The organism is Paenibacillus sp. NPDC057886 (genome assembly GCF_042796655.1).
GTDB lineage: Bacteria > Bacillota > Bacilli > Paenibacillales > Paenibacillaceae > Paenibacillus.
Genome location: NZ_JBHVMZ010000005.1, coordinates 573,482 through 587,815, shown reverse-complemented (window position 1 = coordinate 587,815; position 14,334 = coordinate 573,482). Strand labels below are relative to the sequence as shown.

The window sequence follows — 14,334 nt, the reverse complement described above, 5'->3', positions numbered from 1 at the left end:
AAAGTTATCATTTTTGATTGTTGTTCTGCTTGTGCCATGCTGAAATTTCTTCCATCCTTTGTTTAATTTTGAATTCAGACCCCTGTGTTGTCGGATGGTAATATTCGCGTCCGATCAGGGAGTCTGGCATGGTCTGCATCCTTGTTAGCTTTTCTTCTGTGTCATGGGCGTACTGATACCCTTTGCCATAATTCAGCTCTTTCATAAGCTTCGTTGGAGCGTTCCGAAGTTGCAAAGGAACAGGTTCACTCATGGAGTGTAAGGCGTCTTTTTTTGCATAGCGATAAGCCAAGTAAGCCGAATTTGATTTGGGAGCCAGAGTCAGATAAATAACGGCTTGTGTTAGATGAACATCACACTCTGGCATTCCTATAAATTGACATGCTTGAAACACCGAAACAGTGATTTCCAACGCCCTATTGTCTGCCAAACCTACGTCCTCACTTGCAAACCTAACCAGCCTACGAGCGATAAATAAAGGATCTTCACCTGATTCCAACATTCGTGATAACCAATAAATAGATGCATTTACATCACTATTTCGCATGGATTTATGCAATGCAGAAATGATATTGTAGTGTTCTTCTCCATCTTTGTCATACAATAGTGATTTTCGATGAATAATTTGAAGCAGCCCTTCTTTGCTAATTAGAATAGCTTCATCTTGTTTCTCTCCATTTAGCACAGCCATTTCTAAGGTGTTTAATGCCACTCTGGCATCGCCATTTGAATATTCTGCGATAGCAGAAAGTACGCCCTCTTCAAAACCGATCTTTTGATCTCCGTATCCTTTAGGATCCATTATCGCTTTTTCTAACACTCCAACAATATCTTCACTGCTTAATTGATGAAGGACAAATACTTTACTCCTAGATAGTAAGGCCGAGTTAACTTCGAACGATGGATTTTCGGTTGTCGCACCGATGAGAATAATGCTTCCTTTTTCCACATACGGAAGAAAAGCATCCTGTTGCGCCTTATTAAAGCGATGAATTTCATCGATGAATAGAAGGGTTTTCTCCCCTAATTGCCTGTTTCCCTCAGCTTCTTTCATTACATTCCGGATATCTTTAATACCGCTAGTTACAGCACTAAAATCAATAAACTTAGACTTGGTTTGATTGGCAATAATTTTAGCTAGTGTTGTTTTGCCAACACCTGGAGGACCCCAAAATATCATAGAAGACACTTGATCATTTTTAATCATATCTTGCAGAACTTTTCCAGGGCCAAGTAAATGTTTTTGTCCTATAAAGTCTTCCAACGATTGAGGACGCACGCGATTAGCCAACGGTCGATCATTTTCATTATCAAATAATGTTCCTTGTATCACAGTATCACTCCCTTTTGAAGAATAAATGGTTATCTTTAAAACTCTGTAATGGTTAAACCAAGTCCTTTTAGATGTGTTCCCCATCCATGTACTTAGGCATGACAAAAAATAATTAAAGGTTCTGCTTTCGGAATTCTACAGGCGTATAGCCAGTTTCCCGTTTAAAAAATTTACTAAAGTGAGTGGTTTCTTGGAAGTTAAGCCTTTCTGCAATGTCGCTAATCAAGTAATCTGTATGCATTAACAACCGCTTAGCTTCGAGACTAATTCGAGCTGATATGAAAGCTTTAGCACTTATTCCAACAGCTGCGACTGTAACCCGTGTTAAAGTTTTTTCTGTGCAATTTAAAAGGGCAGCATAGTCACTAACATGATTTAATTGGGCATAATTTTTCTCCACTAATTCTTGAAATTTTAAAAACTTTTGTGAGACCTGAGAAGTAGAAGGGATTTTTTTTTGTTTTTGAATTATATTAAGCCAAGTTACAAATGCATAAAGCTGAAACCGTAACAACATATGAACATCTTCTTTGGCTACTTGAATTAAAGAGTCTTGAAGCATTTGCTCTATCCAAGTGATTGCTCGCTGCAGCTCTGTATTATTTAAAGTTAAACTCTTAGGGGTTCTTCCAATATCAAACGATAAATTCAGTTCGTTCAACGTAAGTGAAGTAGGAAGAAGGAATTCCTCACGGAATAGAATAACCCATCCGTCCCAGTTCTCATCTTGTCCAAAATTATGGACTTGTCCAGGTGTTACTGCTATCAATGTTCCTTCCTTACAAGGGATGGGCTCAAAATCGATCCATTGAGTACACATTCCTTCGGTGACACAAATGAGCATATAAAATTCATAACGATAAGTGACTTTCATACTTTCCTCTGGGGTTCGCTCTTTGAGAGAAGATACGCTAAAAATCTCCAGATCATATGGGTAAGAAAACACTGGTTTATACATAAGAGGTCTTATTTTATTTTCCTGTTTGAATGAATGAACGATTACACTAACCTCCTCTATGAGCATATGATGAATCTCAATGTCCGTAAAATGTCATTGAAATTCCCTTTTTTGCCTTCATCTAATCTGATTAATGACCTAAAATGATCATACCATAATATTGGGACGAAACAAAACCGGTAGTGGGTACAAGTAACGTTTAATCCTAATGTGTGATAGATTAAGTCAATGATTAGGAGGGTTATGGTATTTTGGTGTTATGTTCTAAATTTAATTAGATCAATTAATATAACTGTTGCGTTAGTGTCTCAGAAAGACAGCACATATTACCCCAAATTAAATTTTCACGTTACTTGTAGTGATTGATCCGATAGCTCTTTAATTTAATTGAGTATCAGCATCCAAAATAAAGGAGGCTAACATGCAGGTTAATAGCATAACAGCAAAAAAAATCTTAACTGAAATGAAAGGAGATTCCACTGTTGGTTTCACACATTCATTAAATCCTTATAGTGGTTGTGCTTTTGGATGTAGGTATTGCTACGTTAGAGAAATGCCTATTCAAAGGTACAGTGATACTCCATGGGGAGAATGGGTAAGCATCAAAACAAATGCGGCCGATAATTATCGGAATGAGATGGTCAATCTTCGTCGAAGAAATAAACCCATTAATCTCTTTTTATCTACAGCAACAGATCCCTATCAACCACTGGAACGGAAGACGGAGCTAACACGCTCTATTTTAGAGGAAATGGTCAAACACCCTCCAGATTTCCTTCAAATACAAACACGAAGTCCTCTTGTCGTAAGGGATATTAACCTCTTACTTGAACTAAATCAAAAAAGTGAGGTCCTTGTCTCCATGACTATAGAAACAGATCGGGAAGATATGAAACGATTGTTCGCTCCCCATGCTCCGGGTATTAAATTACGCTTGAAGGCATTAAAAGAAGTGAATAACGTAGGAATCGCTACCCAAGCTTCCATTTCGCCTGTACTTCCATTCACACCCGATTTTCCTAAAACACTGGAGTCCATCGTTGATCGGATCTACATCGACACACTTAACATTGGAGATGGAACAAGGGGGAAACGTTCCGAGCGCTTAGGCATGCCATTTTTGTTTAAAGAGAATGAGTTGTCAGAATGGTATCAAATGGATATACATCTTAGGGTGGAAAAGTATTTTAAAAAGTTTTTTTCCGAAGAAATGATATTTATTTCTTCTGATAAGGTTTATCCCTTAAAAGGAAAAGTAGTTAAATAGGCGGGTCCTATCCTACTCTTAAGGATGGGAAGATAAAGGAGAATGCACTGTTGAATTTTACAGCAATTGATTTTGAAACCGCAAACTTAAACCGATCGAGTGCGTGCTCTCTGGGTTTAGTTCAAGTTAGAGATGGGATTGTAACGGGTGAATATGAATGGCTAATTGATCCACAACAGCCGTTTAATCGAATGAATATTGCCATCCATGGTATTACATCTTCCACGGTTGACAAGCAACCTATATTTAGAGATCTATGGACAACCATTGAACCATTAATATCCGGAGAAATTATTATTGCACATAATGCTGTTTTTGATATAAGCGTACTAAGGTATTGTTTAGATGCCGCTGAAAAAAGCTATCCAGAAATACAATATTTATGTACGTACAGAATTGGGAAAAAGCTGCTACAAGAGCTATCCTCCCATAAATTAAACATTATCTCAAACTATTTTGGAATTAGCCTAAATCACCATAACGCACTAGATGATGCCCGGGCATGTGCCCAAATTATGTTAAATTTAATGGAACAGCAAAAGGAATGTGATCCGCTGCATTTTGCAAAATCCCTGGGATTTCAGGCGGGATCACTGTATTCAGGTGGGTATACGCCTTTCAGGAAACGTAAAATCAATCGAAAACAGGTAAAAAACAAAGCGGAATAGATTTGTGGAGTCTCTGGGTTTTCACCTCCCTACACCAGTCAATGAACCACATGTTATCAACCATTGGCCTTTTGAATAATTAATCTGTGTAATAGAATGGATTTTATATTTTTTCATCACCCAAACTGTAACCAATGAGAAAATAGATGTTCCATAGAAAATGCAAATAGTTTAGCAATTAAATAGATTTGTTTCTTAAAAAAGTTTTCGTAATGTTCAATGGTCGGTAGCTACGGCATTCAAGATATTTTCCCCCAATTTGGACGTGTACACACCAACACAGCATCCTTAATCACTCCAAGGCTGATGGGATTGACTGATATGTCCTAAATATGTCATATTAAGTCTAGTTTTCACCTTCACTTATTATAAATAATGGACTAAAATGATCATATCGCTTCACCTATGAAAGGAGAAATACAAATGAAACCTGACCACACCCTCAACGGAAACACTCGAGCGATCCGCTCCTGGCTGGGCATCCCCTACGCCAGCGCAGAACGCTTCCGCCGCCCCATCTTGCTGCCGTTCAACCCGGATCTGCCATACGACCAAAAGGGACCCGCACCGCTGCAACCTGGCGACAATAGCTGGTTAGATGCCGACAACGGTTTAAGCGAGGACTGCCTGAACCTCAACGTCTGGGCACCGGAAAACGCTGGCGACGAACCGCTCCCCGTGATCGTCTACATCTACGGTGGAGGCTTCGAACGCGGCGCAAACACCCAGACCACCTCGAACGCCTCAGGTCTCGCCGCCACCGGCCGTGCCATTGGGGTGTCCCTGAACTACCGGCTCGGCCCGTTCGGCTGGCTCTCTCTTTCTCAATACGGTGGCACGTTTGCAGACGCCACTAACCTCGGCCTGCAGGACATCATCACCGCGCTCAGATGGGTGCAGGAGAACATCGCTCGCTTCGGTGGCGACCCTCAGAACGTCACCGTCACCGGCCACAGCGCCGGCGCGTTTTCTTCGATAGCGCTCCTCGCAGCGCCAGCGGCCGACGGCCTCTACCAGCGCCTCGCTGCGTTCTCCGGCGGCGCTTCTCGGATCGTTCCGGCCTGGTGGGCTGAAGAACTAGCGAACAAGTTTCTCACCGAACTTGGCATCGCGGACGATCCCGAACAATTACTCACCCTGGATGGGAAGCTCCTCGCCGAGACGCTCACCAAGGTTAACCCACGTGACATCGGCGACCGAAACGGCATCGACAACACGACTATTGGCATCGTGAACGATCACTCTAAGACCAGTGGCGTTCTCGCCGACACACCGCTGCGTGTCCTCGAATCCGGGCGTCACCGCGACGTCGACATTCTCTTTAGCACGGCGACGAACGAGGGAGACTGGTGGGTTATCAACGCGACCAAGCAGTTCGACCCGGGCAGCATCGACAACCTTGTTGACGAGCTGGTAACGAAGTCGCGGATCCCTCGAAGCCGTGCTCGGGGTATCGTCGCCGCCTACAACGTCAACGGACGTACTCCTGTCGAAGTCCGCGGGGCGCTCTTTACCGACTACATCTATACCCTACCCGCAGCCCGTGCGGCACTCGCCCACGCCGCTGCAGGCGGAAACGCCCACCTGCTCGCCGTTGGCCCTGTCGAGGGTGCGCCTGCGGTACACGGCACGGAGATGTACGGCATTGTCGGCCAGCAACGCCCCCGACATAGCGACGAGCAAGCGATCCGGGATAACCTCGTCCGCGACGCCCTCCTCGACTTTGCCGCAGGAAAACACGAACGGCTTTGGGACTCCGTGACCACGGAACCTGTCACACATGGGATTGGCAACCCACCATTCGACCCCTCCGCCCATGCGGCAGAAGTCCTGCGCATCTTCGCAGGCATTGAACGGCCCTGAACTGGCCCCAACGGTACGGGGTCGCTTACCGATCCAACTCACTTAGCAGCGCCGGCGGCCCCACTTGCTGCACGTGAGAACAGTTTCCTGACCAGGAAATTGACTATGACTACCAGCACCAAGATAAGGAAAAATGTAGGATTTGGACCAACAAGTCAATTAGAAATGTGAAAACTGTGTTGCATTATGCTGCCTATTGAGGTTTTAAATATATCACTTTTATTTAGATAACCATCTAATCGAAAACCGGAATATATTCTTGTCCATTCCGGCAATCCGTACAAGTTCTTATCCGTGGCTCGGGACAAGAACTTGTACCGATAAAATAAAAAAGCCGCTAAAATAGCAACTCCAATGGGAACATGTTTCTTGTCCCTCGGCAATTGCACCTCCGATTTGTAAGATGGTGTCCAACAATTGGGGTGCAGTTCTCACATTGGTCTGCTGCTTTCTTAATTGTATTGAGTTAACGTTCCCACGTTAGTTCAAACAAAGAGCGACTGTCGCCGTCGATGACATCATATGGGGAATGTTATCAAGTTCTCGTCATCTGACTTATCCAATAGGAGTACCGTTAGGTATTTCAGTATCCAGCTTTAATAGAATAACATCTCCTTTTTCCGGGACTCCTCCCAAAACTAATATCTCCGATTTGAATCCAGCAATGCGCCGAGGAGGAAAATTAACGATTCCTACAATTTGCCTTCCTATAATTTCTTCAACCTTGTAACGCTTAGTTATTTGTGCACTTGAGGATTTCATCCCGATCTCCGGTCCAAAATCAATCTTAAGCTTTATCGCAGGGATCTTTGCTTCTTCAAAAAACTCCGCTTCCTTAATCGTTCCGACACGAATATCTAGTACTGCAAAATCATCGATCGTTGCCAATGTTTTACCTCCCCCTAAAGTCTTTAACCGATAAAAAAATAACTCTCACGCTTTCCGCTTTCCGGACAGAACTTAAAAACTTAATGAGTTCTGCTCAGTGTTGTATTTTACTGCGCTGGACGAAACGGCTTCAGGAGTCGAATCCCTTCCTCAATGGATCCCTCCATCAGTTCTAAGAGCTGGGGCACCAGTTCCTGCATCCGCGGGGCGCTCAGGTGCCGATCGAGGGCATCCCGGTTTTCCCAGCGCTCGTAGATGATGAATGTACCAGGCTGGCCTTCTACCTCGTGAGCCTCATAGTCAATGTTGCCCTGGTCGTTGCGTGACGGGGTGACAGCAGCAGTCATAAATGCCTTCATCTCAGCTTCTCTCCCTGCCTTAGCTCTCGCCTCCCAGAGTACAGTAACGTAACGGTTATTTGTATCCTTCATGCTAATTCCTCCTAATTTATAAATAATGCTTAGCAAATGCTCTTATAAGCGACCAAAAGAACGATTAAAGCCCTGGCCCGCAAGAGCATCTTGACGAACCACATCTAAACGACGTGTTTGGTATTCACTCAAAGCATTTATTATCGAATTCGGATACTTTTTAATGGCGTCCATGATGGCAACCGTATCATCAAGTGAGTCATTAAAGCCTGCGCCCGACATTGGCGACATGGTATGAGCTGCGTCGCCAATCATGGCTATTCTTCCTTTTGACAATATATTAGGGATGTATTCATTAACAGGTGCCCCGATTAAACTGCGATCCTTAATCGCGATTTGCAGAATGGCATCATCTTCTTTGCTCCAATGGGCTTGGCTGGTTTGTGATAGTTCTTCCAGCAGCGAAACCGGAATAGCTTCACCGTATAAGGAATGCTGGGTAATCCCATCCTTTAACACGCCTAATTCAGACAGCAATTGATTATGCGAATGATCAAACCAGCAAAAACCTATCCATCGCTGGCCAGGATTGGTTCCCCCCTCTATCCCTGGCATTACCGCAGTTGTCAATGTACCGGCAGCACTATCGTTAAAATAAGCGTTCGAAAGCTGACGTTTTTTCCAGTCTTTCTTCGGCAGCAATTTTTCATCCACTTTCCCTACCCAAACCAAATAGCCAGCATAATCTGCGAATGGTTTGTCAGGGCTTAAATAACGGCGGACAATACTGCGATATCCATCTGCGCCAATCAAAAAGTCTCCTTTAAACGTCTGCTCCTTTTCACTGGTAGCCCAAGCAGAAGATTCATTTTGCCCAATACTAACAATTCGTGTATGGTGCTGAAGGGTAATACCAGGTTCTTTAGCGACCGCATTGAGCAAACGTTCTTGAATGGCTGACCAGGCTTCAACGTTGTTGTTACCATTGGATGCCAAATGTCTTAGTTCTCGTTCAATTTCACTATTAGAATAAGGCTTTGTGTGTAGGCGAATAAAAGCACCATTCCTTAATGATGAATCTGCACGTTCAAGAATAGTCACTGCATAACCAGAACGGGATAACGCAAGCCCCATCATTAGACCACCTAAAGATCCACCAACAATAATGGCATGTTCAAACTGTTGTTGTGACATCATTCATACTCCCGTTACTGTAGCTTCATCTGGCTCCGGAGCATCCGGTCGAGGAGTTTATCCGGGAGAATACGAACCAGTCGGGTCAGCAGTGCCGAATCGCGGCCGGCCGTATAGCGGGTGCGCGGCTTACTTGCGTGGATGGCTCGTGAAACCACTTCTGCCACTTTCTTAGGAGGGATACCGTCCGTTGCCCACGATTCAGCCTGAGCCTTCACGGCGTCAAAAAGACGATCATGGCGTCTGTGCTGATCGGGCGTCATCAACTTGGACAGCCGATCGGCTGTCGTAACCCCTTTCTCCGACAGGCTGGTGCTGACACCGCCCGGAGTAATCATGATGACCTTGAGTCCGAACGAGGACATCTCTCTGCGGAGACTGTCATTGATCGCTTCCATCGCGTACTTTGCAGCCGAATAAATTCCGAAACCGGGCATTGAGATTTTGCCGCCAACGGATCCGATATTGACTACGCGTCCGCCGCTGTTCAGCAAGGCCGGAGTAAGCGCCTGAATAACCGCGACCTGCCCGATCACGCTGACTTCGATCTGACGGCGAAATTCATCCAGCGGAACCATCTCAAGAGGTGCATTAACGGCAATGCCGGCATTGTTGACCACGGCCCGCAAAGGGCGACCAAGCGGATCTTGCTCCACTCGTTCGGCCAGCGCCCTTAGTGTGTCGATAGCGGTAACATCGAGAATCACCGGTTCGATATTTTTTTGTTTGATTTTGTCGGCATCTTCCTGACGGCGAACCCCAGCCAAAACGTGAAATCCGTCAGCGGCGAGCTTCTCCGCGGTAGCCCTGCCGATTCCACTTGAAGTACCTGTGACAACAACCATTTCTTGAGTTTTATATGGCATTGTAAACCTCCTGAGTTTGATAAGTTATGGATCGCTGTATAGCACTGTTATACGGTTATTATAGCACCGCTATACAGAACTGTCTATAGCGGTGCTATACATTTTTGCATAGTGTTGTTCTCCTGCGGCCTTAACATCATTTTTGGCGGGCGCAGCGTGATGTACTTCGACGCTCACGAGATACCGTGGCTGAGGATTGAGATCATCGAATCCCTCTGAAAATGAAAAAGATCGCCATCCTGCTTGGATAGGCGATCTCTTATGTGCCACTATTTGTGGTCCTTCATCTTTACCACCGTGAAACAAAACAAAGCCCACATTGGGGCTTTGTCTGGAGTCTCCAGGCTCTGTCATCGATCCTTCATTTTGAACCTGCGTCCGGCCTTTGGATCAAAATGATCTGCATTACGCTTTCCCGGATGAGATCAACGACGTCGGGCTGGGGGGGAGGTGCCTTGCGAATTTGGGCCGTCACATACAGCCAAGAGGCCGTATTGGCGGAAGCCCAGACCAGATCTGCCGCAGCTTCGGCTGAAACAGCCAGTTCTCCTTCGGCGGCGACTCTTTGAACATTTTGCACCAGTGCTTGGTACGACTGATCTGCCGCCTCGATATGGGCGCCCTCGAGCAGCCGCCCCATCATTGCCGCATAAATCCGAGGACGGGCTGCCGCGAAGCGGACATAGTCATCCCACCCCTGACGAAGCGCCATCTCTGGAATAGGGGACTCCACTGCGGCAATTTTGCTTTCAAATAACTGTTTGAACGCTTCCACTATAGCTGCACTCAGGAGTCCATCGGCATTACCGAAATGGTGGTAGAGTGTAGGTGCCGTAACCTGCGCGATCGAAGTTACAGCTCGCGTCGAAAATTGGGCTCCGCCCTCTTCTTCGAGTACCTTAAGAGCAGCTGCTAATATTTTGTCATATGTGTTCATACCTCTATTATAGCAGTGCTATATACGTATGTCCATGACGAAGGTTGAACTCCTGTGACCATGATCATACCGTTTGAGACACAACATGGTGAAACACTGCCTCTTTTAGTTTTAATGGGTTCTATTTATCAAAAGGTAGGAGCAGGTAATTCATCAATTTTCATACGTAGTAAAATATAGGGTTTTTGTCGCAGGTCTTTTCCATAATGAAATCTTGCCTGTCTATGTAATTGGTTCACAATTACATATAAGTATTGATCCGGACCAATAGAAAAAGTATCTGGCCATAAAATTCTGGGATCATGGGAGATGGTTTCCATGATTCCATTCGGCAATATCTTTCGGATACTATCGTTTTCATAATCTCCAGCATAAACGTTTCCTTTTGCGTCCGTGATCATCCCATCAGATGCACCCTTCTCTCCCCAATACTGCACAAGATCACTTAACTTGAAATCCGGTATCGTTCTGTCTCTTAACGATTCTGTTGAGATCGAGTATAGCTGGCGACTGGTTAATGGACAATAGAATAACATTTTTCCATCAGGGGAAATGGCTATACCATCAGAGGCCAATCGAAAGGGAGATGTCGAACCATCCGCGTTTCGATTCATCAAAATTTTACCTTCCACTTTCGGTACAAAATACGGATCGGGTGAGGTTGAGCTTGCTCCATGCAACCGTCTATACGCATTTCCGTTTTCTAAATTTACGACGATAATAGCGCCTGGACCATTGGAAGAAGAATCCGTTATATATGCGTAACCTGCTTTACCTACACGAAAGTCAAATCGGACATCATTCAGATACGTTGTCGGCAAGACTACATCATCTGCAAATGTATATACTTTTCTTATTGTATTTGTTTCTAAATCTACTGCGACTAATTTTGCCCCTCCTTTAATTGGCTCAGAAAAATTTGGTGCAGCCGTATCCAGTACCCACAGGGTTCCCCTTCCATCTGTAACAACACTTTGGACACTGATGAAGGACATAGCGATATTCAATGGGTTGATCAAATTCGTTTCTAAATTAGGATAAGGTTGCAACTGACCCTCAACAATTTCCGCTACCGTAAATCTAACGTCATCTCCCCATTTCGGAAAGCAAATAAAGATACGCCCTATTTCGGATACACTAACGCCTGTAGGCATAGCCCCGTAAAAGGAATGAACGAGTTCTAACTTACCGAAATATTCTTCCATAGGTAACATAGGCTGTATGATGTCCTCCTCAACATAGTTGAATAGATATTACCTATAATTATGTTCAAGACTTTTTCTAATGCCTGGCCCTTAATCATTCTTTTTCAACCTTGATTTTGAAATTGTCCGAGACATCTAAAAACACAAAAAACTTCGGCGTAAGCCGAAGCATGTTGACGGTGACTCTATGTGTTCTAAGAAAATGTTCCCTCCGAGCGTCAACGTAGGGCAATTACCCATGCAGAGAGTATCGGAGAAAATTCAGAAAAGAAGGGAAATCTCTGCCAAGCATATTCCGCGCCAGTTTTATTGTTGGTTCGGCAGACGTAATGTGTTTGCTGAAGTTTGCGCTTGATCTAAAAATTCCTCTGCCCGGGTCAATTGCTGCCTGGCCGTTTCCAACGCTTGTGAATTTGTTGCATTAGATTCATTTAACGAGCTTATTGCCTGATTTAAAGCCGTCTGCACCTCAGAAACCGCGTTAGATGCATGTTGCTCCAGCGTATTACCACTCGAGTTAAGTGTATCTTCTGCCGGTTTTCTTGCATTTTTGGTGGCTAGATCAATTTTGTTTTTATTGGGCACAGTGAGTCCTCCTCCCTTTTCCAAGATCATATAAAACAAAAATAAGTATCGGATTAAGATTTTGTTTATATTCCTGCAACTGTATGGGAATATTCGGATCTTCCATCTCCCGCAATCCATTTTAGTATAAAATCCGATACGTTGGAAAATCTAACGTTGATGAAAAAAGGAGGTGATCCTTTCTGAATGAATAATCCAACGCTAGCTCCGCACGAATCGATGGAACTGCACGAAGCGTTAAACTTTAAAACGCTGTGCCTCGCCAAGTCAAAACTGATGCAAGGCCTGGTCTTTGACCAAGAGCTAAAAGCTTTAACGCAGAAAGACGTCATTCAATCCATACAACAGATCGCCGAGCTGCAAGCAATCTACGCAAGAGCTCCTTTCGGAGCGCCTGTTCCGAATAGCCCGACACCTATAACACATTAAGGGGAACTTCAATGAATACTGATTATTTAGATCCGATTAATTCATTAAATATGCCGGAAATGGCAGATATGACTTTTGCCATGGACTTCCTTCTTCGGGCTAAAGAGGGTGTGCGTAACTTGTCCATCGCCCTAACGGAAACGGCTTCACCCGATGTACGAGCCCTGCTGCACAATCATCTTAAGCAAGGGATTGCGCTGCACCAGGAAATCACAGAGCTCATGATTCGCAAAAAATGGTTCCATCCTTACGAGCTGAACGAACAGTACCAACTCGATCAGCTTTCGGCAAAAAATACGGTGATGATCGGTCAGATGAATTTGTTCCCTGATGATACATCGCGTAAAGGGATGTTTGATCGGACCCCAGATGAACATATTGGAGGACATAAAGCATGAAGGCGGTAACGTATCAAGGGATTAAAAATGTCGTGGTCAAAGAGGTGCCGGATGCGAAGATTGTGAAACCGGACGATATGATCGTAAAGATCACCAGTACCGCCATTTGCGGTTCTGACCTTCATCTTATTCACGGGATGATCCCTAACCTTCAGGAGAACTATGTCATCGGACATGAGCCGATGGGGATCGTAGAAGAAGTAGGTCCTGGCGTGACAAAGGTAAAAAAAGGCGACCGTGTGATCATTCCGTTTAACATCGCATGCGGAGAATGCTTTTTTTGCAAAAATCAGCTGGAAAGCCAATGTGACAATTCAAACGAACACGGGGATATGGGCGCATATTTCGGTTACTCCGGAACGACCGGCGGATATCCTGGCGGGCAAGCCGAGTATTTACGGGTTCCGTTTGCTAATTTTACCCACTTTAAGATTCCTGAAAACTGCGAACAACCAGACGAAAAGCTAAGCTTGATCGCCGATGCCATGACGACGGCATTCTGGAGCGTAGATAACGCCGGCGTAAAGAATGGAGATACGGTCATCGTGCTCGGCTGCGGTCCAGTCGGACTCCTGGCCCAGAAATTCTGCTGGCTGAAAGGAGCTAAGCGGGTCATAGCCGTTGACTATGTCGATTACCGCTTGCAGCATGCGAAGCGAACGAACAATGTGGAAATCGTAAACTTCGAACAGGATAAGAATATTGGGAACACTCTCAAGGAAATGACCAAAGGTGGCGCCGATGTCGTGATTGATGCGGTAGGAATGGATGGCAAGATGAGCGATCTTGAATTTTTAGCCAGCGGTTTGAAACTGCAAGGCGGCACCATGAGCGCATTTATCATTGCATCTCAGGCTGTCCGCAAAGGCGGAACCATTCAAGTCACTGGGGTATACGGCGGACGTTATAACGGATTCCCGCTCGGTGACATCATGCAGCGAAACGTGAATATTCGTTCCGGACAAGCTCCGGTTATTCACTACATGCCGTATATGTACGAGTTGGTTACGTCTGGTAAAGTGGACCCTGGTGACATTGTTACGCACGTCATTCCGCTCAGCGAGGCCAAGCGGGGCTATGAAGTATTCGATACAAAAACGGACGATTGCATTAAAGTCATCTTAAAGCCTTGAATATGGATAGATACATGGGAGGACAATCCGAATGAATTCCAATTACGCATTGCATGAGTTGCTCGAGGTACATGAAATAGCTGCATTCAAGACGGTTTGCATGACTAAATCCAAGACCATGCAAGCTCTGGTAACTGACCCGGAACTCATGCAAATTTTGCAACAAGATGTGACATTATCACAACAGCAGCTTCAGGAGCTCGGTGGAGTCCTGTCTAAAGCGACTGTATAGGAGATAA

General features: G+C 44.8%; 16 protein-coding genes. 7 read left to right on the top strand and 9 right to left on the bottom strand.

All coding sequences use genetic code 11. The features are described from left to right. Positions 1-7: 7 nt before the first annotated feature. Together ACFVQB_RS19960 and ACFVQB_RS19955 are read right to left on the bottom strand one after the other, a co-directional pair. Complete coding sequence (locus ACFVQB_RS19960; protein WP_379442673.1) at positions 8-1,333, bottom strand: replication-associated recombination protein A; 1,326 nt, start codon at positions 1,331-1,333, stop codon at positions 8-10. Between the two features lie 112 nt (positions 1,334-1,445). Then, positions 1,446-2,357: an AraC family transcriptional regulator gene (locus ACFVQB_RS19955; protein ID WP_379442671.1), complete on the bottom strand. Its 912-nt coding sequence runs from the start codon at positions 2,355-2,357 to the stop codon at positions 1,446-1,448. 355 nt (positions 2,358-2,712) lie between these two features. On the opposite strand from ACFVQB_RS19955, the gene ACFVQB_RS19950 reads away from it, so the two are divergent. The 3 genes from ACFVQB_RS19950 (at position 2,713) to ACFVQB_RS19940 (ending at position 6,089) form a co-directional block, all read left to right on the top strand. Beyond that, positions 2,713-3,558 (top strand): SPL family radical SAM protein, encoded by an 846-nt coding sequence (locus tag ACFVQB_RS19950; RefSeq protein ID WP_379442669.1) that lies wholly within the window; start codon positions 2,713-2,715, stop codon positions 3,556-3,558. Positions 3,559-3,608: 50 nt separating this feature from the next. After that, entirely contained in the window at positions 3,609-4,226 is a 618-nt protein-coding gene (locus ACFVQB_RS19945) for a 3'-5' exonuclease (RefSeq protein WP_379442667.1), read from the top strand. A gap of 423 nt (positions 4,227-4,649) precedes the next feature. Beyond that, complete coding sequence (locus ACFVQB_RS19940) at positions 4,650-6,089, top strand: carboxylesterase family protein (RefSeq protein ID WP_379442665.1); 1,440 nt, start codon at positions 4,650-4,652, stop codon at positions 6,087-6,089. Between the two features lie 555 nt (positions 6,090-6,644). Here the strand turns inward: ACFVQB_RS19940 and csaA are convergent. The 7 genes from csaA to ACFVQB_RS19905 form a co-directional block, all read right to left on the bottom strand. Continuing rightward, positions 6,645-6,977, bottom strand: a complete 333-nt coding sequence (csaA, locus tag ACFVQB_RS19935) for a chaperone CsaA (protein WP_379442663.1) — start codon at positions 6,975-6,977, stop codon at positions 6,645-6,647. Positions 6,978-7,084: 107 nt separating this feature from the next. Beyond that, positions 7,085-7,408, bottom strand: coding sequence for a putative quinol monooxygenase (locus tag ACFVQB_RS19930; protein WP_379442661.1), 324 nt, complete (start codon positions 7,406-7,408; stop codon positions 7,085-7,087). Between the two features lie 42 nt (positions 7,409-7,450). Continuing rightward, a complete protein-coding gene (locus tag ACFVQB_RS19925) occupies positions 7,451-8,545 on the bottom strand; it encodes an FAD-dependent monooxygenase (RefSeq protein ID WP_379442658.1) in 1,095 nt (364 codons plus the stop codon). Between the two features lie 11 nt (positions 8,546-8,556). After that, complete coding sequence (locus ACFVQB_RS19920) at positions 8,557-9,408, bottom strand: SDR family NAD(P)-dependent oxidoreductase (protein ID WP_379442655.1); 852 nt, start codon at positions 9,406-9,408, stop codon at positions 8,557-8,559. Positions 9,409-9,769: 361 nt separating this feature from the next. Next, entirely contained in the window at positions 9,770-10,345 is a 576-nt protein-coding gene (locus ACFVQB_RS19915; RefSeq protein WP_379442653.1) for a TetR/AcrR family transcriptional regulator, read from the bottom strand. 128 nt (positions 10,346-10,473) lie between these two features. Further along, the gene (locus tag ACFVQB_RS19910) at positions 10,474-11,559 is read right to left on the bottom strand and encodes an L-dopachrome tautomerase-related protein (RefSeq protein ID WP_379442651.1); all 1,086 of its coding nucleotides are present in this window, start codon (positions 11,557-11,559) and stop codon (positions 10,474-10,476) included. 297 nt (positions 11,560-11,856) lie between these two features. Next, positions 11,857-12,135, bottom strand: a complete 279-nt coding sequence (locus ACFVQB_RS19905; protein ID WP_379442649.1) for a hypothetical protein — start codon at positions 12,133-12,135, stop codon at positions 11,857-11,859. A gap of 186 nt (positions 12,136-12,321) precedes the next feature. On the opposite strand from ACFVQB_RS19905, the gene ACFVQB_RS19900 reads away from it, so the two are divergent. From ACFVQB_RS19900 to ACFVQB_RS19885, 4 genes are read left to right on the top strand one after another with little or no spacing between them, the layout of a single operon-like run. Then, entirely contained in the window at positions 12,322-12,564 is a 243-nt protein-coding gene (locus ACFVQB_RS19900) for a spore gernimation protein GerQ (RefSeq protein ID WP_379442646.1), read from the top strand. An 11-nt stretch (positions 12,565-12,575) separates the two neighbouring features. Further along, positions 12,576-12,962, top strand: coding sequence for a spore coat protein (locus tag ACFVQB_RS19895; protein WP_379442643.1), 387 nt, complete (start codon positions 12,576-12,578; stop codon positions 12,960-12,962). Next, on the top strand, positions 12,959-14,095 hold the full coding sequence (locus tag ACFVQB_RS19890; protein WP_379198357.1) for a zinc-dependent alcohol dehydrogenase: 1,137 nt from the start codon (positions 12,959-12,961) through the stop codon (positions 14,093-14,095). Before ACFVQB_RS19895 ends, ACFVQB_RS19890 begins: the two co-directional genes overlap by 4 nt. 31 nt (positions 14,096-14,126) lie before the next feature. After that, positions 14,127-14,327, top strand: a complete 201-nt coding sequence (locus ACFVQB_RS19885) for a hypothetical protein (RefSeq protein ID WP_379442639.1) — start codon at positions 14,127-14,129, stop codon at positions 14,325-14,327. Positions 14,328-14,334: the final 7 nt, after the last annotated feature.